Source organism: Aquibacillus salsiterrae (genome assembly GCF_028416595.1).
Taxonomy (GTDB): Bacteria; Bacillota; Bacilli; order Bacillales; family Amphibacillaceae; genus Aquibacillus_A; species Aquibacillus_A salsiterrae.
Genome location: NZ_JAMQKC010000013.1, coordinates 1 through 25686 on the forward strand (window position 1 = coordinate 1; position 25686 = coordinate 25686).

The window sequence follows — 25686 nt, forward strand, 5'->3', positions numbered from 1 at the left end:
TATGATTGGAAAACCGGGCCCAAGGTCTAACAAAGGATGGGAGAAGAGAAAAGGTTTTATCACAATCAGGACAACGTTTCCTAATAATGGGAATGACATAGGACTTAGTCTTGTGATGGACCGTGCGCTTATACTTACCGTGGTTCCATAGAGGTCTGCCACAGAAGGGGCAGTTACATTCAATATCGATATGATTGATAAATTTGATGTAGTGCTTGATAGAATGAGGATACTCAAGTATAATAGTCATATGTTTTTGGGAGTCAACTGTTCTAGCGGCCAAGCTAAAGAGACAGTTGACTTTTCCTTTTTAGTTGTAACTGATAAGAGCCGACAGTTCAATGTCCATTATACCATGGCCATTGAACTGTCGGCTCTTTTTATTAAACGGATATGACAAGGTCGTTGACCAAAGCTGCCGCCGAACAGGACAATAGAGTTGGCCGCAAACAGTTTTGGAGGGAATAAAGTGATGCTTTACATTTGTACTCTTAAACCAAAGTCGTTCATTTTCCGGTAGGATTGGGGTACATTTTTCAAAACAATTATTTATTCGGTATCTTATTCATCTCAACAACCTTAATTTTAGATTGTGAATACAATTTCTCTTCAAGGTCTGCAAGTCTTTCTTTCAACTTGGTGTTTTCCTTGGTAAGAATCATATTTTGATTCAGGACCTTTTTCTTATCTTCTATAAGATCTTTATTTTTCTCTCTAAGCTGTTTGACACGTTCAGATTGAGTTGTACCCTTTGACTTAGATTTTCCCCCTTCAGAAGGGTCTAAATCACTTTGTAACGAACGTGCTTCCTCAATCATTTCTTTTAGATCAGGTCTATTAGTTGAGATTGTCTTACGTGATATTTTAGCCATCTTAGAAACACTACTAACGTTGATTGGTATTTTACTCTTTTTTAATTTTTCAAGAGCTTTCTTGACCTTTTCAGTAGTTTTAAGTCTGTTTTGATCTGCGAGACTTAACTTTTTATCATTCTTCATATTTAGTACCTGCCACTTGTTCTAATGCTTCTTGGTATTCCCTTTGTGACAATTTTTCCTGTAGTTCGTGGACATACTTTTCTAGCTTATCTCTTTGATAACGAAGTTTACTAGAGAAGATACTTTTATCATTACTTTTCGTTAATTCATTATTAACTCTTTCAAGTCTTTTTTCGTATATCGGAAGGTGGTTAGAGGATGCTATAAAATTTTTGCATCCTAAGCATACTCCATCTTGAGCACAAGGTTCTCCTCGCATTGTGTGGTGTAAGCACATTCCATGAGGTAAGAGCTCTATTTTTAAACTTCTTCGCATTTTATCTACTTGTTCAACAGTTTTTCCTGCAAATGGATTTTCTTCACCTTCTATCCGTTCAAGTGCAGTTTTATTAGTTGAACTAATTGGAATATCACCAGATAGAATTCCTTTGATAACCTCTTGTTTTTCGTGTTTCGCATGGTCATAAGTTTCTGTCATTGTGATAGAAGCATGACCTAATAGCTCAGCTACATCTTGTATTTTCATTCCACCTTTTAATGCATAGGTAGTGAAAATATGTCTAAAATAGTGTTGCGTTAACTTTAAAGGTTGCCCGTATTCATCCTTGAGCCCACGCTTTTCAATAAATGGATTTAACCTATTTTTACCCCAATTTGAATAATCAGCTATTAAATACTTATCTTTTTGATTTCTAGCTTTAACTGTAAAAAGATAAGGTTTTCCAGTTTTCATTCGTAACCCTTCTGAGTGCTTTTCTAAAGCTTTAATCGCTTCTACAACTATTTCGTTAGCTGGCCTTGTTACCCATACGAGCTCTTTCTTTGTTTTCCAAGTTAGAAAGGTAATGTGGGCTTCTCCATTTATAACGCTCAGACGATTCGCTTCCATTAAAACAATTTCACTGATACGATGTCCTAACTGGGTTGAGATAAGAATAGCTGCAGATACAAGTACATCCTCACCTCTTTTTAATTGCTCCCTTGCCAAACTAATTAAGTTACTCACAACTTCTTCCTCAGGTAATACTTTGTTTGTTTTTCCTAACTTCGTACCCTCTTTAACTCTATTGTTCCTAATAATTAGTTCATCGTAAATGCTATTAATTTTAGCTGAATTTTTTGGTACTTCCCAGCCTCTTTGACTTCCTCGGATTAACAACTCTTTCACACATTGTGCTGACTTTTTAATACTTTGTGCACTTAGAGGTTTTCCTCTTTCGCTATCGGCATTAAGCAAAAACTCAAAGTATTCACGTATTGTGCTATCTGTAAAATCCTGAAAGGTTTCAAGGTGTCCATTTTCCTTTAAAAAGTTCCTAAACTGACTAAATGCTGCATACTTCCTCTTTGCTGAATTATACACTACCATCTTCAACTCGGACATGATATACCTTTTCACTGTATCTTTAATAGATGTCCAATTGTTAAATAATGTAAAGTCAATACGAAACTTGGCATCATTCCAATGTGGAGCATGTACAAATCCTTTGAAATCCCATATATCCTCAGTGAATTTACTATTACCACAACGCCATTCTGCATCTGATTTAGATGGATTATCATCTACAATTGGTATATCTTTATTTATCACCATTTAACGTACCTCCTTCTTGAAGTGCTGATAAACGACTTATAATGTCTGCAAGAGCCTTTTCAGTCTCAAATAGGTGGTACTCACTACCCATTAAGTCTTCTGCCAGATAACGCTCCTTATCTTCTTTTATACGTTCTAAATGATTCTTATGAATATCTAAAAATTCAGGTGTAGTAATAAACTTAGGACAAAACAAGCAAGCATTAGGTTTTCTGCAATCAATAACCTTTTTACCAATTGGTTTTGCGCAAACACCATCTGGAAGTTGTGCCATCAAGCGTTTTTCTGAATCAAGTTTGTTTCCATCTTCATCAACAATGTCTTCGGTGCTATTTTCAACAACACCTACAAAGCCAAGCTTCTTGTATTCTTTGGTTAATCTATCATTTCGAACTTTGGCATATAATCGCGTAGAGTGCATGGATTCATGCCCTAAATACTCTTTTACTTCAAAAGGACTCATACCATTGTTCAAAAGTTCTGTTCCGATTTGATGACGAAAATTATTATATGTCAAAAACGCGAGATTACCATTGGAATCCCCTATATTAAACCGTTTAATATATTTTCCCAACCATCTTCTTGCCTCATACTGGGTTAAAGGAGTGTGTTTCTTATTTATTTTTTGAAAGTAATAAAATAATTTGTCGGTTTTCAATTCAGAACGTAGTTCTTCTGTAGCCTTACAAAGATAATCGATTGCTACAGATACATCTCTGTTCACAGGAATAAACCTTTCGGTTTCATTTTTCGGACTTACAATCTCCATCAAATGCTTATTCATTAGGTCCCTATTCATGCAATCTGAATTCAGATTTAGAGCTTCTGTAAGTCGTACTCCAGTGTGTCTAATTACAGTAATCAAAGCCCAAAGTACAACTTCGTTTAAGTCTTCAAGAACTGGGTTAAACGTTGATTTCCAGTTACGAAGCGAAGTATCAATAGAATCCATTACATCATCATCAATAAGCATACTTTTTAGTGTATCCTCTGTTTGAAGAGTGCGCTTTTCCCTGTTTTCAGTTGCCTATCCGGTGGTTCATTCTCTCTTTCAATAAGATAAATGTTTCCCGTTTTTTCTGTTGGATCGGGATAATCAAAATCATCGATTCTGAGATGTAAAAGCTCAGAAACCCTATATCCGGTTTCATATAGTAATTTAAACATCAACCTATTACGAAATTTTAATGACTCATCTTCATTCCATAAATACTCTATTACCTCAAAACACTTATCCACGTCAGCTTCATAAAGCCTCTTCTTATCAATTTTCTTTTTGTGTTTTCTCTTAAAGTAATTCTGAAGATTCTTATCCCATTGTCTGGTTATATGCCTAAAGTATCCTTTTCTTGGGTTCATTTTACTCCCTTCCATTTTCACTATTGGAGTTTCCTCTACATGTCCACCAATAGCTTCAAAATGCCTATAAAAGGAGCTTAGTGTGGCAAGATACCTAGATAATGTAGGAGGTGATACTCTTCCACTTGCACTTCTACTGTCAATAAATTCAATGAAACCTGATATATGTTTTGGTTTTACCTCATAAAACTTTAATCCTTCCTGTTCAAGCCACAAATAGTAATTTTTTAAATCATTCAAGTAGCCCCTAACAGTGTTGGGTGACATCCCTTTTAATTCCAACGTATTCGTATAATTTAAAACCTCTGGAATAATCCTCATATTAGAATCTACTAAAACTAAAGAATTAAGAGTTCTTTCTACTTTCATATACTAACCTCCGCAACAATAAAAGGACTTACTCCCTCAATAACTATTAGATTACGCACATTATAACATAAATGCTTTTTTAAATATTATAAATTAATAGATTACTCACAATAAAACATTTGGTGATAATGATTAATAGCAATTGTTGTCCGAAAAAATTATTTACTTTAAAATTTAAAACTTTGATTCTAAAGATAAAGAGGTCTTAGATTATACTAAGACCTCTATCCTTTACTAATATATCTGCTAAAATAAGCAATACCATTATCTTCTATACACTATCTTTGTTATCCCTTTTTCTTCTAGATTAAAAAAGCACTATAAGGTTAGCCCTTATAGTGCTTTTTCTTTTAATTATTAATCGTTCACGTATGGTAATAAAGCCATTTGACGAGCACGTTTAATTGCTCTAGTCAATTTACGTTGATATTTAGCAGAAGTTCCAGTTACACGACGAGGAAGAATTTTTCCACGCTCAGAAATGAAACGTCTTAGTAAATCAACATCTTTATAATCAATGTGTGTAATGCCGTTTGCTGTGAAGTAACACACTTTACGACGCTTTGCGCGACCGCGACGAGCTGCCATAAGTAGTCCCTCCTTTTAATTAGAATGGTAAATCATCATCAGATATATCTATTGGTTCTCCGTTATCTTTAAACGGATTTTCATCATTAGGTCCATTATAGTCATTATAATTAGGCTGTGGTGGTTGGTTCGGATTTGGGCGTTGCCCAGCAGAACCTTGTCCACCTCCACCTTGGTTTTGGTTACTTCCACCTTTTGACTCAAGGAACTGTACACTATCTGCTACTATCTCAGTAACATATACACGTTTACCGTCCTGACCTTCAAAATTACGTGTTTGAATTCTACCATCGACACCAACCAAGCTTCCTTTACCCATAAAGTTGGCTAGGTTTTCTGCTGGTCGTCTCCACACCACACAATTAATAAAGTCAGCTTCTCGGTCACCTTGTTGATTCGAAAAAGGTCTGTTTACTGCTAAGGTAAAGTTGGCTACTGCCACGCCATTTGGTGTATAGCGTAAGTCTGGATCCCTCGTTAACCTGCCGACAAGTACGACACGATTTAACATCAGAACCCCTCCTTATTGGTCGTCTTCGCGAACAGCAATATGACGAATAATATCGTCAGAGAACTTCGCTTGACGATCAAATTCATTAATTGCATTTTCATCGCCTTTAAATTTAATGATTACATAGTATCCATCACGAAAGTCATTGATTTCATAAGCAAGACGTTTCTTACCTTTTTCTTCAACTTTTCCGATTTCCGCACCATTATCAGTTAGGATAGAGTTAAAACGCTCAATCAAAGCTGTTTGAGCCTCTTCCTCGATATTTGGGCGGACGATGTACATGATTTCATAATTTCTCATCCGTTTTGCACCTCCTTTTGGTCTAAAGCGGCCCCTAGTTAGTACAGGAGCAAGGAGTAATCGTCTTTTAATTACTCACAATGAAGAATTATATCAAACTTCTATGTATTGTGCAACTTTTGTTTGATACATATTGTCTAAGTTGATTATTTGAGTACTTTTTAGTGAGTGCCCCTTTATTATAAAGAGGCGCCCTACTGAACAAATACAGAGAGATTCCAGGCTTACACGTTAAAACGGAAATGAATAACATCGCCGTCTTGCACCAAATAGTCCTTACCTTCTAATCGAACCTTACCTTTTTCTCTTGCAGCTCCCATCGTTCCAGCGTCAACGAGGTCATCATAAGAAACTGTTTCTGCCCGAATAAAACCACGCTCAAAATCACTATGAATAATCCCCGCAGCTTGAGGTGCCTTAATTCCTTTTTTAAATGTCCAAGCGCGCACCTCTTGCTCACCAGCAGTAAAGTAAGTAGCCAGTCCTAATAATGAATACGTAGCCTTGATTAATTGATCTAAACCTGATTCAGGAATACCTAATTCTTCGAGGAACTCGACTTTTTCCTCACCTTCTAATTCAGCGATTTCTGATTCTACTTTTGCACTAATTACAATTACTTCTGCTTCTTCATTCGCTGCAAATTCACGAACCTTTTTCACATTTTCATTGTTATCCGCATCTAGCAGCTCGTCTTCTCCAACATTTGCAACGTAAAGAATAGGTTTACTTGTTAACAAATGTAACCCTTTTACTATTTTCAATTGCTCGTCGCTAAATTCAACAACGCGGGCTGGCTTTTCTGATTCAAAAGCATGTTGTAGCTTAGCGAGAATATCATATTCAATTGCTGCTTCTTTATCTTTTTGTTTTGCTAGTTTTTCTACGCGCCCGATCCGTTTAGTTACCGTCTCAAGATCAGCTAAAATTAGTTCAAGATTAATGGTTTCGATATCTGAAATAGGATCAACTGTGCCAGACACGTGCGTGATGTTTTCGTCCTGAAAGCATCTGACCACATGGCAAATAGCATCTACTTGGCGAATGTGGGAAAGAAATTGATTTCCTAACCCTTCTCCTTTACTAGCTCCTTTAACTATCCCAGCAATATCTGTGAATTCAAATGCAGTTGGTACTGTTTTCTTTGGTTTTACTAATTCCGTTAACTTTCCTAAGCGATAGTCGGGCACTTCAACAATCCCAACATTCGGATCTATCGTACAGAAAGGGTAATTTGCCGATTCTGCACCTGCTTGTGTAATCGCATTAAATAAGGTTGATTTACCTACGTTGGGTAAACCAACAATTCCTGCTGTTAAAGCCATATTTAACTTTCACTCCTTAAGGGTAACGCTCATATGAACGGTTAAGTCATACCCAATTATAGATACAACGATAGAAAATAACAAGTTATCCAAATTAAAAAAACAAGGAGTTTTTTTTCCTTGTTTTTCAAAAACATCTTGTGTATTTTGCCTTTTCTTTATAAAGATTCCATGTAGTTTATCAATTTTACTATATTTGTGAGATTGTTTCACGTGAAACAATTCTTTTCTTACATTATTACGGTTGATTATGAATTAGCTTTTTCTAATATTTTCTTTAGTTTACTTTCAAACTTTTTCCTTGGAATTAAAACACTATGTCCGCAACCTTCACACTTGATTCGAATATCCATTCCTAAGCGAATAATGCGCCATCGGTTTTCGCCACACGGATGAGGTTTTTTCATTTGGACAACATCGTTTAAGTGATATTCTTTTTCCATATCATCACTCACCCCTTCCCATCGAGTGGTTTTTCTAAGTCTTCTCTAGAATACATTACTAAGCGTGGTAATGGAATTTCTACGCCTTCTTCATCAAACTTTCCCTTAATTTCTTTTCTTAAATTACGGGCCATTGCCCAATGCTGCATTGGTTGTACTTCTGCTATTACACGGAGAACAACATGAGATGTTTCAAGCATTTGCACACCTAAACATTCTGGTATCCCTTTTAACTCAGGATATTTTTCAGGCATCTTCGCTAATAGTTCCACTATTATTTTCTCTGCCCTTGGAATATCTGTTTCATACGGAATGTTTACATCAACAACCGAAATACTATTGTGAATTGAGAAATTAGTTACTTGGGTAATATTACCGTTTGGGATAATATTCAACTCCCCTGTCCAACTTTTTACTTTGGTTGTTCTTAACCCAATTTCTTCTACTTCTCCTTCTACTCCGGACGTACGAACATAATCACCTACGGAAAACTGGTCTTCAAAAATAATGAAAAAACCAGTTATAATATCTCGAACTAAATTTTGTGTCCCAAAACCAATTGCAAGACCAGCTACCCCCGCTCCGGCTAACAACGCACCAATCGGAATTGTTAGCGTATCTAGAATCATTAAGAATGCAGTAAAGTAAACAACATAGCTCAACGTATTTTGTACTAATTTTTTTAAGGTGTTCTCTCTTCGCAAAGTGATCTTAAAAGGGCCATGATCTCTTTTTTGAAAGATGCGGCTAACAATTTTTGTGCCAACTTTAACGACAACTCCTGCAAGGACAATGATAAGTAAAATCCGCAAAAAACCTTCCGCTATTAATATCCACAATTCAGGGTTAGTTACTTTTTCCCATATATAATTCCATTGTTCTTCTAACACACTCACACTTTTTCCTCCAACACTTAACTTGTATATGTATTCTATCATTTTTCCCCAGTTTTGTATCGATTTAGAATTGGGTAAAGTATAAGTGCTGATAGTACATATAAATTTAATAGACCATATAAAGGATATAAATATTCAATAAGTGTAGCAAAACCAATCTTCGTGAGTGGGAGCATTATAAGCACTATTGCTCCTGCTAGCACCCATAGTGGTAACTTTAACATTGTTCGTATTCTCGTCACCAATCCCAATGTTCCAGATACTGCCGTTGTAAAGATAGCAAGCCATAGCAATATCGAAATAAATAAAAACATCACATACGGATAATGGTGTAAAATTGCAAACAATGGAATCTCATACAACAATACTTGTTCAGAAATTTGAATTAAACTATTGTTATAAATATAAGAAATCAACCCTAAAATTAAACCACTTCCAACACTAGCAATCCATATCTCGCCTTTACCCTTAACTTCATTCCCAATTGCACCTAAAACAGCTATTAACGGTAGAATATTTAACGCTGTAAATGGAAAAGCAGCCGTCCAGTTACTTTGCTTTGTTAAATTAGGTATAAAAGATAAATCCTGTTGTAGGGCAAATGTTAAAAGAACACTTAATAATCCAACTATTAACAATGGTAATATGAAACTATTAAATGATAATACACCATCAATATCCCAAACAAATACAAGAATCAAAGGAATCGAGATAACTAATATCCCCCACCAATTGGGAAAGTGAAAGGCTTGTAGAGTTGCCCCACTGCCGGCAAGCATAATGACAGTAGTAGTAAATAAATAGATAATAATCATCCAATCATATAAATAAGCTAACTTCTCTCCTACTATTTCACGAAGGACAGGAAGATAATCAGATGACTGACGCTTTTTGCTTATTGTTAAGATTACGTGGCATGAAAGCGCGAATAGAAAGCCAAATAAAATAATGGCTAGTCCACTTTCTGCTCCAAAAAATTGCCATAATTCTCTCCCAGATGCATAACCTGCTCCAATTGTCGTACCAACGATTAAAAACATCCATTTTATACCTGATTTCCACATAAAGTTTCCTCCACATTCTTTTTCTATCGATGTATAGAAAGGTTAATTAATTCGTATACTTATACCAATATGATTACGGAGGAAAAGCTATGAATCTAAAAACAAATTTGTCCCAAAAAAATCAGACTAGACTTTCTGTTGAAGATAACTCGATGCCATTTAAATTAATGCAATCACTTATAAATCAACTTCCGAGCTCCCTTACCGAAATAGTTGTTATTTGTATTGGAACTGACCGGTCGACAGGTGATTCACTTGGCCCTCTCACCGGCACATTGTTATCCGAAAGAAAAACGTCTACTATTCATGTGTATGGAACATTACAAGATCCTATACACGCCGTTAACCTAGTAGAAAAATTAGAAGCAATTGAAAAGGAACATCCCAACACGTTTATTATCGCTGTAGACGCTTGTCTAGGGCGTGTGAAGTCCATTGGTAATGTCATTACAGGAAATGGCCCAATCCAGCCAGGAAAGGCCTTAAACAAAGAATTACCAAGTGTCGGTAATATACATATTTCTGGGGTGGTAAATGTCAGTGGATATATGGAATTTCTCGTTTTGCAAAACACTAGACTTCACGTTGTTATGCAAATGGCAAAGAAAATTGCTCAAGCAATGGCACTTTTAGATCATCACTTATTAAAAAATCGTGATAAAGTTATTCCACTACCAAATACACAAGCTAAAACATAACGAACAAAAGCGGCAAGGTGCCTTGCCCACCCCTGACAAGCTTAAGGATATAGGCGCCCGGATCCTGACAACTCATGGATTCTTTTATATTTTCTTATGTTGTAACAAAAGCTTGTAGAAATTAATCTTTCCTACAAGCTTAAGTAACATCTCACATCAGATAAACAATTGATAAATAAAGATAATAATTCCTACAGTCACTACAGATGGTAATAAATTAGCTATTCTTATTTTTGTTATATTAAGCATATTTAGCCCAATTGCTACAATTAATAGCCCCCCTGTTGCAGTCATCTCTAAAATAAAGCTACTAAGAAATGATTCCGGTAAGAAACGCTCAATTTGAGTGGCTAATAAGGCAATCGTTCCTTGATAAAGGACGACAGGGATTACTGACAACATTACTCCCATTCCTAACGTTGTCGTTAGAACGAGTGCTACAAAACCATCTAATAATCCTTTTGTAAATAAAACCTCATGATCATTTCGTAGCCCTCCATCAAGTGCTCCTATTACAGCCATTGCACCCACACAGAAAACCAACGTAGCTGTTATAAACCCTTGAGCAATATTATTATGTTTATTATGTTGATTAGCATTAACACGTAACTGAATCCATTCCCCTGCGTTAGTTAATTTTTCCTCTAAATTAATTAACTCGCCAATAATTGCACCTGTTAATAAACTTAGCAACACAATTACAATATTTTCTGTTGTTAAAGCCATTTGAATTCCTATTAAAATTATAGCTAACCCTATTCCATTCATCACTGTTTGTTTATATCTTTCCGGAATCTTAGTGAAAAATAATCCAAGCGCAGATCCCAACACTATACACAAACCATTAACTAGCGTACCTAATAATACCATGATGACCTCTCCATTATTTTTTCTCTAGTTTCTCTATTGTTTCACGTGAAACATTTATATTTACTAGTTTTATTCAAACAAAGAACAAGTCTGATAAAAGATTATAACCTAACCTTTTACCAGACTTGAGTTCATTTCAACATATCAAGAATTCGTTCTAAATCATCATCAGAGAAAAACTCTATTTCAATTTTCCCCTTTTTCTTTCCCTTATGAATCGAAACACTCGTACCAAAATAATCTCTAAGTTTACTTTCCCGTTCCACTAAGAAGACATCTTTTTTTTCTTGTTTTTTCGGTTCTTTTGGTGCTTTTTCATTCAATTTAACGATTAACTGTTCTACTTGCCTGACGTTTAACGATTCTTTTCTAATTTTATTAACTAAAGGAATGATTTTATCTTTATCCTTTAGTCCCAACAATGCACGTCCGTGCCCCATTGATAATTCACCGTTATTTATTAAGGCGCTAATTTGTTCTGGTAAGGAAAGAAGTCGAACAATGTTAGCGATATGCGACCTACTTTTCCCTAACCGCTTTGCTAATTCTTCTTGTGTTATTTTTAATTCTTTCATTAAATTCGAATACGCATATGCCTCTTCTATCGGGGTTAAATCTTCTCGTTGCAAATTTTCAAGCAGTGCAAGCTCCATCATCTTTTCATCGCTGAGGTCTCTGACAATAACAGGAACAGTATTAAGTCCAGCTTCTTTCGCCGCACGAAAACGTCTTTCACCTACGACAATTTCAAAACCTTTAATGCTTTTTCGGACAATTAATGGCTGTAGTATACCATACTGTAGAATCGATTCTTTTAATTCTTCAATTGCGTCCGCATGAAAAGTTTTACGAGGTTGGTATGGATTCGGACGACACTCTTTTACAGAAACCTCTTGTACAGAATCATCCGCTTTTGTATCTAACTCAGGAAAAAAAGCATTAATTCCTTTCCCTAACCCTCTCGCCACTTGCGATCACTTCCTTTGCTAAGTCTAAATAAACCTCAGCGCCACGAGATTTCGGATCATAAAGAATAATTGGTTGCCCATGACTCGGCGCTTCTCCAAGTCTAATGTTTCTTGGAATAACAGACTGGTACACTTTATCTTGAAAATACTTTTTCACTTCTTCTATAACTTGAATCCCTAAATTTGTTCTAGCGTCTAACATCGTCAATAAAACACCTTCAATCATCAGGCTCTTGTTTAGGTGTTTTTGCACAAGTCTTATCGTGTTTAATAACTGACTTAACCCTTCTAATGCGTAATACTCACATTGAACTGGTATTAAAACACTATCAGCTGCAGTTAATGAATTTATTGTTAGTAACCCCAAGGAAGGTGGACAGTCAATAATGACGAAATCATAGTTTTCTTTAATTCCGTCAATTGCTTTTTTTAAACGAACTTCCCTTGAAATCGTTGGTACTAATTCTATTTCTGCACCAGCTAGTTGAATTGTTGCAGGAATAATATCTAGATTTTCTACAGAAGTAGCGACACAAACCTTTTCAGCATCGACATCTTCTACTAATACATTATAAATACAGTTATCTGCATCTGCTTTATTTATTCCTACACCACTAGTCGCATTTCCTTGAGGATCGATATCCACAAGCAAAACACGATGACCTAAATATGCGATACAGGCACTTAAATTAACTGCTGATGTAGTTTTTCCTACGCCACCCTTTTGGTTTGCAATGGCGATTACTTTTCCCATGGTGTCACCTACCTACTAAACTCTTTACATTCTATTCTATCATTTTTTTACCGCTTTGAATTCTATTACAATCATTTGGTAATAAAAATTTAATAATTTTGTCGATATTTGTAGTCAAATACTAATAATTTTTTAACCTTTTATAATTTGTGCAAAAAATTCCCATCTTGTTTTCGTGTAAGATGGGAGTTTAATTTGTGTATTATTTTTTCTTAGGGATTTTAATAGTTATTTGATAATAATCATCGTGATCTTGTTCATCTGTTTCAAGATCTATGCCTGTATCACTTACCATATTTAACGATTGCCTTATCGTATTCATTGCGATGCGCATGTCTTTATTTATACCTTTTAATTTAGGTTTTTTCTTTTTTACTTTTTCTTGAAAAAGTTTGGCAATTCTTTCTTCTGTTTGCTTTACATTTAAATCTTTTTCCATTATTTCTGCAAGAATTTTTTCTTGTTTTTCTGGGTCTTTCAAGATAATAAGAGCTCTAGCATGTCTTTCGGTGATTTTCTTCTCCAAGACAGCCTGTTGAACACTTTCAGGCAATTTCAACAACCTCATTTTATTAGCAATAGTCGATTGGCTTTTACCCAGACGTTGTGCCAAAGCCTCTTGAGTTAATCCATGGATTTCAAGTAACCGTTGATATGCCATTGCTTCTTCAATGACTGTTAATTCTTCTCTTTGAAGGTTCTCAATTAAAGCAACAGAAGCAGTTTCAGCCTCATTCATATTTCTAATTATGGCCGGTACGCTCTCCCAACCCAATACTTGGACAGCTCGCCAACGCCTCTCGCCTGCAATCAACTCATAGCCATTACTGCTTTCATTTTCACCCATCATGCGTACAACAATTGGTTGAATCATTCCGTGTGTATGTATCGTCTGGGCCAACTCTTCTATTTTTTGCTCGTTAAAAATAGACCTTGGTTGATACCTATTTGGTTCAATTTGATTCACGGGAATTTGTATGACTTCATCTGGATGGTATTCTTCTTGTTTTTCTTCCTCTGACGACTTTTCACCTAGGCCAAATATACGGCTGAAAGGGTGTAACATAAAACCGACACCACCTTTTTAAACGTTCATAGAATGCCAAATCTATAAAAATGTTTCACGTGAAACATTTAGCATCCTAACGATTAAAATTAATGCGAAAAAAATTTGTAACATTCCATTTACTATTCTATCATATATCTAGTAAATTGCGTAAGATATAAGAAATGCTAATTCTGAAAAATTATAAGAAAAGCGCAGTGTGCTTTGCCCACCCCCAACAAGCTTAAGCAGAAAATCTATGTAGCGCTCTTTTCCACAAAGATTTTCTGCTTAAGTCCTCGAGGTGGTAGGCGCCCGGAGCTAGACAGCTCTTGGATTTTTTTATACTTTTGTATGAAAAAAGGCATCATGAAGAGTATTAACCTGAAACTATGTTAACCTCTATATCGTCTAATTGATAAGGGGGAATAAAATTATGTTTTCAAAGCTCCTACTTTCTCTAAGTATTCTTTTTATTTCACTTTTACTTGCTTGCAATGATGATGGGTACTCTATAAATCCATTTTCTAGTAGTTCATCCATCACTAATCCTACCCCAAAAGATTATTTGCAAAATGATAATGCTGATATTTTTCTATTAGACGGGTATGTATATTCAAATGCACAGGATGTGGAATGGGTAACAGAATTGGAATATGAAGTGGGTGACCAAATTGGAGAAATAACAAAACAAGCAGATAAGGCATCCCAATTTAACAATGAGACTGCCAATAGATTACCTATTGGGACAAAGATATTTGAAACCAATACACCAGCATACATTGCTATTGTTAACGGAGAAGAGATATTATATTTGAAAATGGTAGAAGGTTAAAACGAAGTACGATGATGTGAAAACGCTCAGGAAAAATCTGAGCGTTTTTAACAGCTTAATTCCCGACTGTTCATAATCCTAATACTTTTATGTTAAAGGTGTTTTGTTTGGGACTCCTGGTTTTCTTGGATACTTTTTCGGTGACTTTCTTTTTTTATGGATGATTGCAATATTTCTTTCTCCATTTTCGTCTGGTAATTCAAAGGTGTTGACTTCGTGTAATTCACCACCGAGTAATTTAATTGCTGCTTTAGCATCTTTTAATTCATCTTTCAAATTAGGACCTTTCATTGCAATAAAATTGCCATTTGTGCGGCATAATGGTAAGCATAATTCACTTAACACAGACATTCTAGCTACAGCACGGGCGATTACTACATCATAGCTATCTCTAAATTTTTCATTCTGTCCAAATGTTTCAGCACGGTCATGGTAAAATGCAACACCATCAAGACTTAACTCGTTTGCCAAATGATTTAAAAAGGTAATTCGTTTTTGTAAAGAATCTACGATCGTCACTTTTAAATGTGGAAAACAAATTTTTAATGGTATGCTTGGGAATCCAGCTCCCGCTCCAACATCACAAATGTGAAATGCTTTTTTAGAAAAGTCAAAGTAAAAACTAGCCGTAATCGAATCAAAGAAATGTTTAACATAGACTTCCTCTTTGTCTGTAATAGCTGTTAAATTCATTTTTTCATTCCATTCAACTAATGTTTCGAAATAGGTGTTAAATTGTTCGATTTGTTTCTCATTTAATGTAATACCTTTATCATTTAACATGTCTAGAAAGGTTGTGACATTCATGTAATGAGATCCTTTCTTTATATAATATGTAGGGAGACCACCCCACTCTTAATTGGGAGGTTGCTTCGTATTTCTAGAGAAGCAATTCTTTCCATTAAAAGTGAAGTGGTTCTTTTTTATTGATTAGATACTCGTTTAATTTTCCCTTGTTCAATATATACTAATAAAATGGATACGTCGGCTGGGTTTACTCCGGAAATTCTTGATGCTTGCCCAACAGATAATGGTCGTACTTGTTTTAGTTTTTGACGAGCTTCTGTTGCTATCCCTCCAATATCATCATAATCAATATTTTCTGGGATAAGCTTGTTCTCCATCTTTCTCATCCGGTCTACTTGTTGATTCGACTTATCAATATATCCTTGATACTTAATTTGGATTTCTACTTGTTCCTTTACATCCCAATCCAAATCTTTTTCACTAGGTGTCACTTTTTCAATTAAGTCATAAGTCATCTCTGGACGTTTTAACAAATCACCTGCTTTTATCGCTTCACGTAGAGGGGTTCCTCCCGCTCCTTCAATAATCGCCTGTAACTCATCAGTTGGTTTTAGCATCACATTAGCCAATCGTGCTTTTTCTTCCTCTACTAATTGCTCCTTTTGAAGAAATGCTTCATATCGCTCGTCAGAAATAAGGCCTAACTGGTGACCAATTTCAGTTAAACGTAAATCAGCATTATCATGACGAAGTAACAAACGGTATTCGGCACGAGAAGTTAATAATCGATAAGGTTCATTGGTGCCTTTCGTAACCAAGTCATCAATTAAAACCCCAATATAGGCTTGGGAACGGTCTAAGATAAGTGGTTCTTTATCTAATGCCTTGGATGCTGCATTAATTCCAGCCATAATCCCTTGACCAGCTGCTTCTTCATATCCAGAAGTACCATTAATTTGCCCAGCTGTAAATAAGCCAGGAACTTTCTTTACTTCAAGTGTTGGCCATAATTGCGTTGGAACAACTGCATCATATTCAATTGCATATCCCGCCCGCATGATCTCTGAATTTTCTAAGCCCGGAATACTTCTTAACATTTCACGTTGAACAAATTCAGGCATTGACGTAGACAAACCTTGGACATAAACTTCCTCAGTATTGCGCCCTTCTGGTTCTAAAAAGATTTGATGTCTTGGTTTATCATGAAAGCGAACTACTTTATCTTCAATCGATGGACAATATCTAGGCCCAGTACCTTTTATCATCCCGGAGTACATCGCTGATAATCCTAAGTTTTCATCAATAATTTTATGGGTGAATTCATTCGTATAAGTTAACCAACACGGAATTTGATTGGGAATTGCTTCTTTCGTTTCATATGAAAAATGACGAGGATCTTCATCACCCGGTTGAATTTCAGTTTTAGAATAATCAATTGTATGGCTAATAACACGTGGTGGTGTACCCGTCTTAAATCGAACAAGTTCAAAGCCTAGTTCCTCTAAATGCTCCGATAATTTAACCGAAGCTCGTTGGTTATTTGGACCACTTTCATAAGAAAGGTCACCAATAATTACTCTACCACGCATAAATGTACCAGTCGTAATAACCACAGATTTCGCATAGTAAGCTGCCTTCGTTTCCGTGATGACTCCTCTACATTCCCCGTCTTCGATAATTAACTTCTCAACCATCCCTTGGCGAAGTGTTAAGTTTTGTTCATTTTCTAAAATATGTTTCATTTCTTGGATATATAAAGGCTTGTCTGCTTGGGCACGTAATGCACGTACAGCAGGCCCCTTCCCTGTGTTTAACATGCGCATTTGGATATAGGTCTTGTCAATAACCTTCCCCATTAAACCTCCAAGTGCATCTACTTCTCTTACAACAATCCCTTTAGCCGGACCACCAATCGATGGATTACATGGCATAAAAGCAATCATATCTAAATTTAATGAAAGCATTAGTGTTTTTACACCGCGTTTGGCAGCTGCATATGCAGCCTCAACCCCAGCATGACCAGCACCAACAACGATCACATCAAACTGACCAGCATTATACGTCATGACTTAGTCTCTCCTTTAAATTAAACTTTCTTAATATTGACCATGACTACTTTCCTAAACAAAACTGTGAAAATAGTTGATCAATCAAACTCTCATGGACAGTATCACCAACAATTTCACCTAATAACTCCCATGTTCTTGTTACATCAATCTGAACTAAATCAATTGGAATACCTTGCTCCACCCCATTCATTGCATCGGTTAATGCTTGTTTTGCTTGTTTCAATAACTGGATATGGCGAACATTGGAGACATAAGTTAAATCTCCTGCATCTAATTCCCCTGCAAAGAAAGTATCTGCAATTGCCTGCTCTAATTCATCTATCCCTTTTTCCTCGATTAAAGCTGTTGTTATGACTGGATTGCCCTTGGCCAAATGATGTACTTTATCTAAATCAATCTTTTGGTCTAAATCAGTTTTATTAACAATGACAATTACTTGCAATCCTTCTACTGCTTTAAAAAGGTTGATGTCTTCTGCAAGTAGTTCATCTCCATAGTTTAGCACGAGTAAGATTAAATCGGACTCTTTTAATACTTTTCTTGATCGTTCTACACCAATTTTTTCAACTATGTCCTCTGTTTCTCGAATACCAGCAGTATCCACTAAACGAAGTGGAACGCCTCGTACATTAACATATTCTTCAATAACATCCCGAGTTGTACCAGGAATATCAGTTACAATAGCTTTATTTTCATGTACTAATGCATTTAGTAACGAAGATTTTCCGACGTTTGGTCGTCCAATAATTGCAGTTGATAGCCCTTCTCTTAGTATTTTACCCTGTTTGGCCATTTGTAATAGCCTTTCAATTTCTTTGAGAACTCTTTTCGATTTTTCCATCATCATTTCATGGGACATCTCTTCTACATCATCATACTCTGGATAATCTATATTTACTTCCACATGCGCAACTGTTTCTAACAACTCTTGGCGTAATGTTTGAATCAATTTTGATAAATGTCCATCCATTTGCTTTAATGCAACATTCATCGCTCTATCCGTTTTAGCCCGGATTAAATCCATTACTGCTTCTGCCTGGGATAAATCAATTCTTCCATTTAAAAAAGCTCGTTTTGTAAATTCACCTGGTTCAGCTAGTCGTGCACCCTCGGCTAACGCTAGCTCCAACAGTCTATTAACAGAAGCTAATCCACCGTGGCAATTTATTTCAACTACATCTTCTCTCGTAAAAGTTTTCGGCCCTCTCATCACCGTAACCATTACTTCTTCTGCAACCTCGTTCGTCGCTGGATCAACAATTTTGCCGTAATGGATTGTATGCGATGTTACACCCTCTATATTTATTCCATCGAATAATCGATTCGCAATTGTTATTGCCTCTTCTCCGCTTAGTCTGACAATCGCGATTGCTCCTTCTCCAATCGGCGTCGATATCGCGGCAATTGTATCATTATCCACAGTTTACACCACACTTTCTCCTAAATAACAAATTATCTATATCAATCGTCCTCATTTACTTATCCACATTTTAAAATTATCGTCACTAACTTATTAGAATATCACATTTCTCTTAAAATTGGAAAGATATCCACACAGCTATTACAGTAATATTATTTTAGGTTATCCACATGTGAATAGTTTACATTTTTATTTTGCCATTCATCTACTACCTCACAGGTTTTTATATAATGCGTACTAATTTGCGCTCCAGGTAGTCCCTTATCAGTGATCGGGTGCCTCATCGGCCACCCACGGGAAGCAAGCAAGTGTATTTCCGGAGCGGTTGATTAACACTGGATCTTATGTCAAAGATTGGTGCGCATTACCCATCTACTGTTCATTTGAATTTTTCGCAAAAAAATAAAACGCATGAATCCATGCGTTTTATTTACTAATTTTCATATGCTTTTTTCTTTATTACGGCTTAATGACAACATGTCTATTTGGCTCAGTGCCATGAGAATGCGTCGTTATCTTCTTATTGTTTTGTAATGCAGTATGAATAATTTTACGCTCATACGATGGCATAGGTTCAAGTGAAACTTCTTTTCTAGTTGCAACTGCTTTATCAGCTAAGCGATTTGCCAATTGGACCAGCGTTTGTTTACGTCTTTCTCGATAACCTTCAGCATCTACAATAACAGTATAAAACTTGTCTGAATTTTTATTAATAATTAATTGTAATAGATATTGTAGGGCATTTAACGTTTGACCACGTTTTCCAATTAAAATTGCAATTTTTTCTCCAGATAATTGGAACGTTATTTCATTATCTTTTTCTGACGTCAAAACTTCTGCTTCTACTCCAAGCTGATCGGCAATATTTTTTAAATATTTTTCAGCTTGTTTGACAGGACTATCAACAACAGAAACCTTTACGATTGCTGGTTTTGAACCGAAAACACCTAACAAACCTTTTTTACCTTCATCAATTACTTCAATAGTAGCCTGGTCCCGTGTGGTGTTTAACTGCTTAAGTGCTGATTGGACCGCGTCTTCAACTGTTTGCCCAGTAGCAGTTACTTGTTTCACTTTTTGTTTCCTCCCGTTTCAGCATCTTTCATCATTGGGTTTCGAACTAATAAAGTTTGTCCTACCATAAATATATTACCTACTACCCAATAAAGTGCAAGAGCAGAAGGGAAAAAGACTGCAAACACACCAATCATGATTGGCATTATATAAAGCATCATTGTCATTTGTGGCATCATTTGATTTTGCGTTCCACTCATTCCAGCCATCATTAGCTTTTGTTGAGCGAATGTTGCCACAGCAGCAATGATTGGTAAAATGTAATAGGGATCTGGATCACCTAATTGAACCCATAAAAATTCATGCTCTCCTATTTCACGTGTTCGCATAATCGCATGGTAAAAAGCAATTAAAATTGGCATTTGCACAACAATCGGCAAACATCCTGCTAAAGGATTAACACCATTCTTTTGGAATAATTCCATTGTTTCCTGTTGCAACTTTTGCTGTGTTTTTTGATCTTTAGAGCTATATTTTTTTCTAACTTCTTGCAGTTGTGGTTGAATAGCTTGCATTGCCTTTGAGCTTCTTAATTGTTTAATGTTTAATGGTAATAAAATTAAACGAATTAGAATCGTAACAAGTACAATAGATAAACCATAATTTTCATTAAACACACCTGCAACGTAACTTATTAACCAAGACAATGGATAAACAAAATATTGATTCCAAATCCCAGTACTTTCACTTGTAATCTCTTGGTCTACCTCTGTACACCCAGAAAGTAACACAAGTACTGCGACCAAGGTTAAGAAAAGTAAAACCTTTTTACGCATTTTCTTCCTCCTTACCAGTATCAACGAGATAATAAAGTTGAACATCTCTCTTTATTATGTAAAAATCTGCTTATTATTTTATCATGTAACCATATGTTGTTCTATTATTTTTTCAAAAGATTTGTTTTTGATAGCAAGTGAACTAAACTGTACTTCATTTGATGAAAGTCCATTTTATTGGTTGGATTTCTTGCAATCACGATGAGGTCATATTGATCGATTATTTTTTCATCAAGTTCTAAAAACGCCTGCCTTAGATAACGCTTAATTTGATTTCGTGTAACTGCATTACCTACTTTTTTACTAACAGATAGTCCTACCCGAAAATGTGCTTGATCACTTTTATTTAAGTAATAAAGAACTAATTGGCGGTTTGCAAATGATTTGCCATTCTTAAACACAATTTGAAATTCTTCATTTTTTTTTAGACGATGATCCTTCTTCATGGAAGCAAACCCCCATACAACTAAAACATAGATTTAAGTTTAAAGAAAATGTTAACTCACTTTTACTGACCAACAAACTTGGTCTAGTTAACCTTAATCAAAAGGGACCACTAAAGGCCCCTTCCTTCTTCAACCTTCATTCATAAGGTTTGTCCATATTTAAATCGATTCAAACCATAGTAGCTAGTTAATCCTAAATTTAGTACTTTCTTAGTCTTTTCTAGAAAAAAGACCACTGACTTAAATTCAGTGGCCTATGCAGATAATACTTTTCTACCTTTTTTACGACGGCGCGCTAAAACTTTACGTCCATTTTTCGTGCTCATTCTTGAACGGAAGCCGTGAACCTTTTTACGTTTACGATTATTTGGTTGAAATGTGCGTTTCATTTATCATACACCTCCCTGAGGAATTAAGAAAATTCATCTGTAAAAGACAGTCCCATACATTATACGTAACAGGTAGGTGTATTGTCAACTTACCTTTATATGGAATTATATTTGATACGTTTTGTTTACACTCAACAACATCTTCCCCTTCCACAAGAAGATCCTACCATAATTACCGACACTGTTATAATACAGCAATTATTAGGATTTAACTGAACCCGAACATTTGATAAACAATTGTAAAAAACATTTGCCCCCTGACCAGAAACACTTATCCACATGGCATGTGCGTAACATAATTATCCACATTCGACTTTACCAAACAGTTATCGACAAGAAAATCACAAAATATAGTATTGTGGATAGAAGTTGTCTACAACCTGTAGTTTTTGTGGATAAGTGTCGAAAAACCATTGCGTATACTGGATTTATTTGATATTATATTTGTGTTTTAACGTTCAAAAAATCATCTAACACAACATCGTTATCCACAAACTGTGGATAACGTGTGGACATTTACACACACCCATGTTTGTAATATTATCAACAAGGATGTGGAAAATGGAATAATTATGTATACTCATTAGGTAATCGCGTCTTTTTTATCCACAATCAAAAATTGCCTTTCGATCTTTCTACTACGTCAGTTAACATAAATGAAAGATTGCGAGAGGCTTTTTATTTCCCATGTTCCATAGCAAAAGGGGTGACTATACTTTGGAAAATATCCAGGAATTATGGTCGAATACATTGCAATCGATTCAGACGAAAATAAGTAAACCAAGTTTTGACACCTGGTTAAAAAATACAATGGCTGACAGTTTAGAAGATGACACTTTGATTGTTTCTGCACCGAATGAGTTTGCCCGTGATTGGCTAGAGAGCAGATATACTGATCTCATATCTGATGCACTATTTGAAGTTACTGGTGCTCAATTAAAAACAAAATTTATTATTCCAGAAACAGAAAGCAAAATTGATGAGATTAAACCATCTGTGAAAAAGAAGGAAGATGTTAAGCAAACAGATTCTGGTGAATCACCTAAGTCTATGCTTAACTCAAAATACACTTTTGATACATTTGTTATCGGTTCTGGAAATCGTTTTGCTCATGCTGCATCTTTAGCCGTTGCTGAAGCACCTGCAAAAGCTTATAATCCATTATTTATTTATGGTGGTGTTGGATTAGGAAAAACACACCTAATGCATGCGATCGGGCATTATGTTTTGGATCATAATCCTCAAGCGAAAGTTGTCTATCTTTCTTCTGAAAAATTCACCAATGAATTCATTAATTCAATTCGTGATAATAAGGCGGTAAACTTCCGCAACAAATACAGAAACGTCGATGTGTTACTTATAGATGATATTCAGTTTTTAGCTGGAAAAGAACAAACACAAGAAGAATTTTTCCATACATTCAATACGTTGCATGAGGAAAGTAAACAAATAGTTATCTCAAGTGATCGTCCACCAAAGGAGATACCAACGTTAGAAGATCGTCTTAGATCAAGGTTTGAGTGGGGATTGATTACAGATATTACGCCACCAGATTTAGAAACAAGGATTGCCATTTTGCGCAAAAAAGCAAAAGCAGAAGGGTTAGATATCCCAAATGAAGTGATGCTCTACATTGCTAATCAAATTGACACAAACATTAGAGAACTAGAAGGTGCACTTATTCGAGTTGTTGCTTACTCATCGTTAATTAATAAAGATGTCGATGCATCTTTAGCAGCTGAAGCCTTAAAGGATATCATTCCTAGTACAAGGCCTAGAGTGATAACAATCCACGCAATCCAAGAAGTGATTGGTGAAAAATATAATGTCAAATTAGAAGAATTTGTCGCAAAAAAGAGAACGAAATCAATTGCGTTTCCAAGACAAATTGCAATGTATTTATCAAGAGAATTAACTGACTTTTCTTTGCCTAAAATTGGGGAAGAATTTGGCGGAAGAGACCATACAACTGTTATCCATGCACACGAAAAAATATCTAAGATGATTAGCCAGGACCAATTACTGCAAAAGGAAATTGATCATATAAAAGAACAGCTAAAATCACTGTAATTTGTTTACAAAACAACGAGTATCTCATTTTAATAGGTTTTCCACATGTGAATAACCTGAATAACTTGTCAAAATTACTAACAGTCTATCCACAACTGGATAGGCTTTGTTTACTGGTTATTTTTGAGGTTATCCACATTTCCACAGTGCCTATTACTATTACTACGATATTTTATAAAAAAAATAAATAATATATACTTCCAGTAGGAGGATTTTGTTTTATGAAATTTGTAATACAACGAGATCAATTAATGGAAAGTGTTCAACACGTGATGAAAGCAATTTCTTCACGTACAGCTATTCCAATCTTAACTGGTCTGAAAATTGAAGCAAAAGAAACGGGTATCAAACTAACTGGTAGTGATTCGGATATTTCAATTGAATCGTTTATCCCAACAGAAGACAATGGCATTGTAAATATTGAGCAAATAGAAGCAGGAAGTATTATTGTTCAAGCAAAATATTTCCCTGACATTATTAGAAAACTTCCTCAAAAAACAGTAGAAATTATTACTGATAATCATTTAAACGTAACAATTCGTTCAGGAAATGCAGAATTTCACTTGAATGGACAAGATGCAGATGAATATCCACAGCTACCACAGCTGCATACCGATGAGAGTTTTGAATTACCTACTGATTTATTAAAAGATTTAATTAAACAAACTGTTTTTGCTGTATCAACAGTTGAAACAAGACCAATTCTTACTGGTGTGAATATGAAGGTCGAAGAAGGCTACTTGAATTTTGTTGCAACGGATAGCCATCGATTGGCATCTCGCCGTATTCCTTTAGAAAGTCAGACAGCAAGCATCACTTTTCCTAGTGTGGTCGTGCCTGGGAAAAGTTTGACAGAATTAAACAAAATTCTTGAAGAAGACCAAGAATCTGTTGAAGTTAGTGTGACGGAAAATCAAATTTTATTTAGAACGAAAAATCTATATTTTCTATCCCGTTTATTAGACGGTAAATATCCTGAGACATCTCGACTAATTCCTGAACAAAGCAAAACAATTGTTTACGGGCAAACAAAAGAATTATTGCAATCGATTGACCGTGCATCGTTACTCGCTAAAGAAAGTAAGAATAATGTGGTCAGACTTCAGACAAAGGAAAATACTGTACTAGAAATTAGTAGCAATTCTCCAGAAGTAGGAAAAGTAGTCGATGAAGTGACCGCCGATTCAATTGAAGGTGAAGATTTAAAGATATCTTTTAGTGCAAAATATATGATGGATGCCTTAAAGGCAATAGAAAATGATCATGTGAAAATAGAATTTACTGGTGCAATGCGACCATTTATTATTCGTCCAATTGATAATGATCAAATTCTTCAGCTAATTTTGCCAGTAAGAACGTACTAAAAAATTAATGTGCAGAAAAGCTCTTATTGAATAACCAGTTCGATAAGAGCTTTTTATAATCGAGAAAGACGACTAGCGCTTTTCTTATAAGATCAGAAAGTATAAAAAAACCAAGAACTGTCTAGCTTCTGCACTTTTTTTAACTTTCTTTGCTAATTTTTCTTTCGTTTAGTAGAATAGATGAGTAGGCTTACGTGAAAGTCGGTGAAAAAAATGGATGAAGAAATTAAAATCAAAACAGAATATATTCCATTAGGACAATTTCTAAAATTAGCGAACATTCTTGAAACCGGTGGAATGGTTAAACTGTTTTTAGCTGAAAATATTGTTTATGTGAACGGTGAACCTGAAAATCGACGGGGTAAGAAGCTTTACCCAGGTGATAAAGTCGAAGTAGTAGGAGTCGGTACATTTACCGTTAACCGCTAGTGAACAAAAGCGTAGGGCGCTGAAGCTGGATGTGGTTAATGTTATCCATGCTTGGCTTTTTTTATACTTTCTTAACCTTACTAAGAAAAAAACTATTTAACTGATGTAATGATGCAATCTATGGTAAAATAATATTTTGCATCTATATCAGTTTCTCTTACGTTATAACTATTTAATAAAATAAAAGAACAGACAGTTTTCTCTTAATTTATCGATAATAAACCGGAATTGGGAATTAAAATAGTTAGCAAAGCTTGAGGTCATGTTTGATTTTTTTTCCAG

28 protein-coding genes are annotated in these 25686 nt (G+C 35.4%); 5 read left to right on the forward strand and 23 right to left on the reverse strand.

Translation table 11 applies throughout. The features are described from left to right. From NC799_RS18440 to NC799_RS12515, 12 genes are all read right to left on the reverse strand, one after another. On the reverse strand, positions 1-250 hold a 250-nt coding region (locus NC799_RS18440; RefSeq protein WP_417006685.1), incomplete at its 3' end, for a DUF6431 domain-containing protein. A 295-nt stretch (positions 251-545) separates the two neighbouring features. Continuing rightward, positions 546-998, reverse strand: a complete 453-nt coding sequence (locus tag NC799_RS12465) for a hypothetical protein (protein ID WP_272446779.1) — start codon at positions 996-998, stop codon at positions 546-548. After that, positions 988-2592: a site-specific integrase gene (locus NC799_RS12470; protein WP_272446780.1), complete on the reverse strand. Its 1605-nt coding sequence runs from the start codon at positions 2590-2592 to the stop codon at positions 988-990. Before NC799_RS12470 ends, NC799_RS12465 begins: the two co-directional genes overlap by 11 nt. Next, positions 2579-3565: a tyrosine-type recombinase/integrase gene (locus tag NC799_RS12475; RefSeq protein ID WP_272446781.1), complete on the reverse strand. Its 987-nt coding sequence runs from the start codon at positions 3563-3565 to the stop codon at positions 2579-2581. The genes NC799_RS12470 and NC799_RS12475 overlap by 14 nt, the downstream gene beginning before the upstream one ends. A gap of 5 nt (positions 3566-3570) precedes the next feature. Next, positions 3571-4320 (reverse strand): site-specific integrase, encoded by a 750-nt coding sequence (locus NC799_RS12480; protein ID WP_272446782.1) that lies wholly within the window; start codon positions 4318-4320, stop codon positions 3571-3573. 357 nt (positions 4321-4677) lie between these two features. Next, positions 4678-4908, reverse strand: a complete 231-nt coding sequence (gene rpsR, locus NC799_RS12485) for a 30S ribosomal protein S18 (RefSeq protein ID WP_272446783.1) — start codon at positions 4906-4908, stop codon at positions 4678-4680. Between the two features lie 19 nt (positions 4909-4927). Beyond that, entirely contained in the window at positions 4928-5419 is a 492-nt protein-coding gene (gene ssb / locus NC799_RS12490; protein ID WP_272446784.1) for a single-stranded DNA-binding protein, read from the reverse strand. Between the two features lie 12 nt (positions 5420-5431). Further along, positions 5432-5722, reverse strand: coding sequence for a 30S ribosomal protein S6 (gene rpsF, locus NC799_RS12495; protein WP_272446785.1), 291 nt, complete (start codon positions 5720-5722; stop codon positions 5432-5434). A gap of 224 nt (positions 5723-5946) precedes the next feature. Further along, positions 5947-7047 carry a redox-regulated ATPase YchF gene (gene ychF / locus NC799_RS12500; protein ID WP_272446786.1) on the reverse strand — a complete coding sequence of 367 codons (1101 nt, stop codon included), beginning with the start codon at positions 7045-7047 and terminating at the stop codon, positions 5947-5949. 248 nt (positions 7048-7295) lie between these two features. Further along, the gene (locus NC799_RS12505; RefSeq protein WP_272446787.1) at positions 7296-7490 is read right to left on the reverse strand and encodes a DUF951 domain-containing protein; all 195 of its coding nucleotides are present in this window, start codon (positions 7488-7490) and stop codon (positions 7296-7298) included. Positions 7491-7498: 8 nt separating this feature from the next. Then, complete coding sequence (locus tag NC799_RS12510; protein WP_272446788.1) at positions 7499-8386, reverse strand: mechanosensitive ion channel family protein; 888 nt, start codon at positions 8384-8386, stop codon at positions 7499-7501. Between the two features lie 38 nt (positions 8387-8424). Beyond that, entirely contained in the window at positions 8425-9450 is a 1026-nt protein-coding gene (locus tag NC799_RS12515; protein WP_272446789.1) for a YkvI family membrane protein, read from the reverse strand. An 89-nt stretch (positions 9451-9539) separates the two neighbouring features. Here NC799_RS12515 and yyaC point away from each other — a divergent pair, with 89 nt between their 5' ends. Beyond that, positions 9540-10148: a spore protease YyaC gene (gene yyaC / locus NC799_RS12520; RefSeq protein ID WP_272446790.1), complete on the forward strand. Its 609-nt coding sequence runs from the start codon at positions 9540-9542 to the stop codon at positions 10146-10148. A 156-nt stretch (positions 10149-10304) separates the two neighbouring features. Here the strand turns inward: yyaC and NC799_RS12525 are convergent, their stop codons facing one another. The 4 genes from NC799_RS12525 to noc form a co-directional block, all read right to left on the reverse strand. Further along, entirely contained in the window at positions 10305-11018 is a 714-nt protein-coding gene (locus NC799_RS12525; RefSeq protein ID WP_272446791.1) for a DUF554 domain-containing protein, read from the reverse strand. Between the two features lie 131 nt (positions 11019-11149). Next, entirely contained in the window at positions 11150-11986 is an 837-nt protein-coding gene (locus NC799_RS12530) for a ParB/RepB/Spo0J family partition protein (protein WP_272446792.1), read from the reverse strand. Continuing rightward, positions 11958-12740 carry a ParA family protein gene (locus NC799_RS12535; RefSeq protein ID WP_272446793.1) on the reverse strand — a complete coding sequence of 261 codons (783 nt, stop codon included), beginning with the start codon at positions 12738-12740 and terminating at the stop codon, positions 11958-11960. Before NC799_RS12535 ends, NC799_RS12530 begins: the two co-directional genes overlap by 29 nt. Before the next feature lie 202 nt (positions 12741-12942). Further along, entirely contained in the window at positions 12943-13806 is an 864-nt protein-coding gene (noc, locus tag NC799_RS12540) for a nucleoid occlusion protein (RefSeq protein WP_272446794.1), read from the reverse strand. Positions 13807-14221: 415 nt separating this feature from the next. On the opposite strand from noc, the gene NC799_RS12545 reads away from it, so the two are divergent. Then, positions 14222-14620, forward strand: coding sequence for a hypothetical protein (locus NC799_RS12545; RefSeq protein WP_272446795.1), 399 nt, complete (start codon positions 14222-14224; stop codon positions 14618-14620). A gap of 87 nt (positions 14621-14707) precedes the next feature. Here the strand turns inward: NC799_RS12545 and rsmG are convergent, their stop codons facing one another. The 7 genes from rsmG to rpmH all read right to left on the reverse strand — a co-directional run bounded on the left by rsmG (position 14708) and on the right by rpmH (position 21541). Further along, positions 14708-15427, reverse strand: coding sequence for a 16S rRNA (guanine(527)-N(7))-methyltransferase RsmG (rsmG, locus tag NC799_RS12550; protein WP_272446796.1), 720 nt, complete (start codon positions 15425-15427; stop codon positions 14708-14710). 116 nt (positions 15428-15543) lie between these two features. After that, the gene (gene mnmG / locus NC799_RS12555; protein WP_272446797.1) at positions 15544-17433 is read right to left on the reverse strand and encodes a tRNA uridine-5-carboxymethylaminomethyl(34) synthesis enzyme MnmG; all 1890 of its coding nucleotides are present in this window, start codon (positions 17431-17433) and stop codon (positions 15544-15546) included. 46 nt (positions 17434-17479) lie between these two features. Next, positions 17480-18856, reverse strand: coding sequence for a tRNA uridine-5-carboxymethylaminomethyl(34) synthesis GTPase MnmE (mnmE, locus tag NC799_RS12560; RefSeq protein WP_272446798.1), 1377 nt, complete (start codon positions 18854-18856; stop codon positions 17480-17482). A gap of 459 nt (positions 18857-19315) precedes the next feature. Continuing rightward, a complete protein-coding gene (gene jag / locus NC799_RS12565; protein ID WP_272446799.1) occupies positions 19316-19930 on the reverse strand; it encodes an RNA-binding cell elongation regulator Jag/EloR in 615 nt (204 codons plus the stop codon). Continuing rightward, entirely contained in the window at positions 19927-20706 is a 780-nt protein-coding gene (gene spoIIIJ / locus NC799_RS12570) for a YidC family membrane integrase SpoIIIJ (protein ID WP_272446800.1), read from the reverse strand. The genes jag and spoIIIJ overlap by 4 nt, the downstream gene beginning before the upstream one ends. Before the next feature lie 104 nt (positions 20707-20810). Further along, entirely contained in the window at positions 20811-21152 is a 342-nt protein-coding gene (gene rnpA / locus NC799_RS12575) for a ribonuclease P protein component (protein WP_272446801.1), read from the reverse strand. Positions 21153-21406: 254 nt separating this feature from the next. Then, a complete protein-coding gene (gene rpmH, locus NC799_RS12580; protein ID WP_138419175.1) occupies positions 21407-21541 on the reverse strand; it encodes a 50S ribosomal protein L34 in 135 nt (44 codons plus the stop codon). A gap of 717 nt (positions 21542-22258) precedes the next feature. Between rpmH and dnaA the strand changes: the two genes are divergently transcribed. The 3 genes from dnaA (at position 22259) to yaaA (ending at position 25404) form a co-directional block, all read left to right on the forward strand. Continuing rightward, on the forward strand, positions 22259-23611 hold the full coding sequence (dnaA, locus tag NC799_RS12585; protein WP_272446802.1) for a chromosomal replication initiator protein DnaA: 1353 nt from the start codon (positions 22259-22261) through the stop codon (positions 23609-23611). A 221-nt stretch (positions 23612-23832) separates the two neighbouring features. Next, positions 23833-24975 carry a DNA polymerase III subunit beta gene (dnaN, locus tag NC799_RS12590; protein WP_272446803.1) on the forward strand — a complete coding sequence of 381 codons (1143 nt, stop codon included), beginning with the start codon at positions 23833-23835 and terminating at the stop codon, positions 24973-24975. 213 nt (positions 24976-25188) lie between these two features. Further along, on the forward strand, positions 25189-25404 hold the full coding sequence (gene yaaA / locus NC799_RS12595; protein WP_272446831.1) for a S4 domain-containing protein YaaA: 216 nt from the start codon (positions 25189-25191) through the stop codon (positions 25402-25404). The last annotated feature ends 282 nt before the right edge of the window (positions 25405-25686 follow it).

What these genes read in the sequence shown, in the direction of transcription:
- NC799_RS12465 (WP_272446779.1), bottom strand. Translation starts at nt 998, where the DNA reads ATGAAGAATGATAAAAAGTTAAGTCTCGCAGATCAAAACAGACTTAAA.
- NC799_RS12470 (WP_272446780.1), bottom strand. Translation starts at nt 2,592, where the DNA reads ATGGTGATAAATAAAGATATACCAATTGTAGATGATAATCCATCTAAA.
- NC799_RS12475 (WP_272446781.1), bottom strand. Translation starts at nt 3,565, where the DNA reads ATGCTTATTGATGATGATGTAATGGATTCTATTGATACTTCGCTTCGT.
- NC799_RS12480 (WP_272446782.1), bottom strand. Translation starts at nt 4,320, where the DNA reads ATGAAAGTAGAAAGAACTCTTAATTCTTTAGTTTTAGTAGATTCTAAT.
- rpsR (WP_272446783.1), bottom strand. Translation starts at nt 4,908, where the DNA reads ATGGCAGCTCGTCGCGGTCGCGCAAAGCGTCGTAAAGTGTGTTACTTC.
- ssb (WP_272446784.1), bottom strand. Translation starts at nt 5,419, where the DNA reads ATGTTAAATCGTGTCGTACTTGTCGGCAGGTTAACGAGGGATCCAGAC.
- rpsF (WP_272446785.1), bottom strand. Translation starts at nt 5,722, where the DNA reads ATGAGAAATTATGAAATCATGTACATCGTCCGCCCAAATATCGAGGAA.
- ychF (WP_272446786.1), bottom strand. Translation starts at nt 7,047, where the DNA reads ATGGCTTTAACAGCAGGAATTGTTGGTTTACCCAACGTAGGTAAATCA.
- NC799_RS12505 (WP_272446787.1), bottom strand. Translation starts at nt 7,490, where the DNA reads ATGGAAAAAGAATATCACTTAAACGATGTTGTCCAAATGAAAAAACCT.
- NC799_RS12515 (WP_272446789.1), bottom strand. Translation starts at nt 9,450, where the DNA reads ATGTGGAAATCAGGTATAAAATGGATGTTTTTAATCGTTGGTACGACA.
- yyaC (WP_272446790.1), top strand. Translation starts at nt 9,540, where the DNA reads ATGAATCTAAAAACAAATTTGTCCCAAAAAAATCAGACTAGACTTTCT.
- NC799_RS12525 (WP_272446791.1), bottom strand. Translation starts at nt 11,018, where the DNA reads ATGGTATTATTAGGTACGCTAGTTAATGGTTTGTGTATAGTGTTGGGA.
- NC799_RS12535 (WP_272446793.1), bottom strand. Translation starts at nt 12,740, where the DNA reads ATGGGAAAAGTAATCGCCATTGCAAACCAAAAGGGTGGCGTAGGAAAA.
- noc (WP_272446794.1), bottom strand. Translation starts at nt 13,806, where the DNA reads ATGTTACACCCTTTCAGCCGTATATTTGGCCTAGGTGAAAAGTCGTCA.
- NC799_RS12545 (WP_272446795.1), top strand. Translation starts at nt 14,222, where the DNA reads ATGTTTTCAAAGCTCCTACTTTCTCTAAGTATTCTTTTTATTTCACTT.
- rsmG (WP_272446796.1), bottom strand. Translation starts at nt 15,427, where the DNA reads ATGAATGTCACAACCTTTCTAGACATGTTAAATGATAAAGGTATTACA.
- mnmG (WP_272446797.1), bottom strand. Translation starts at nt 17,433, where the DNA reads ATGACGTATAATGCTGGTCAGTTTGATGTGATCGTTGTTGGTGCTGGT.
- spoIIIJ (WP_272446800.1), bottom strand. Translation starts at nt 20,706, where the DNA reads ATGCGTAAAAAGGTTTTACTTTTCTTAACCTTGGTCGCAGTACTTGTG.
- rnpA (WP_272446801.1), bottom strand. Translation starts at nt 21,152, where the DNA reads ATGAAGAAGGATCATCGTCTAAAAAAAAATGAAGAATTTCAAATTGTG.
- rpmH (WP_138419175.1), bottom strand. Translation starts at nt 21,541, where the DNA reads ATGAAACGCACATTTCAACCAAATAATCGTAAACGTAAAAAGGTTCAC.
- dnaN (WP_272446803.1), top strand. Translation starts at nt 23,833, where the DNA reads ATGAAATTTGTAATACAACGAGATCAATTAATGGAAAGTGTTCAACAC.
- yaaA (WP_272446831.1), top strand. Translation starts at nt 25,189, where the DNA reads ATGGATGAAGAAATTAAAATCAAAACAGAATATATTCCATTAGGACAA.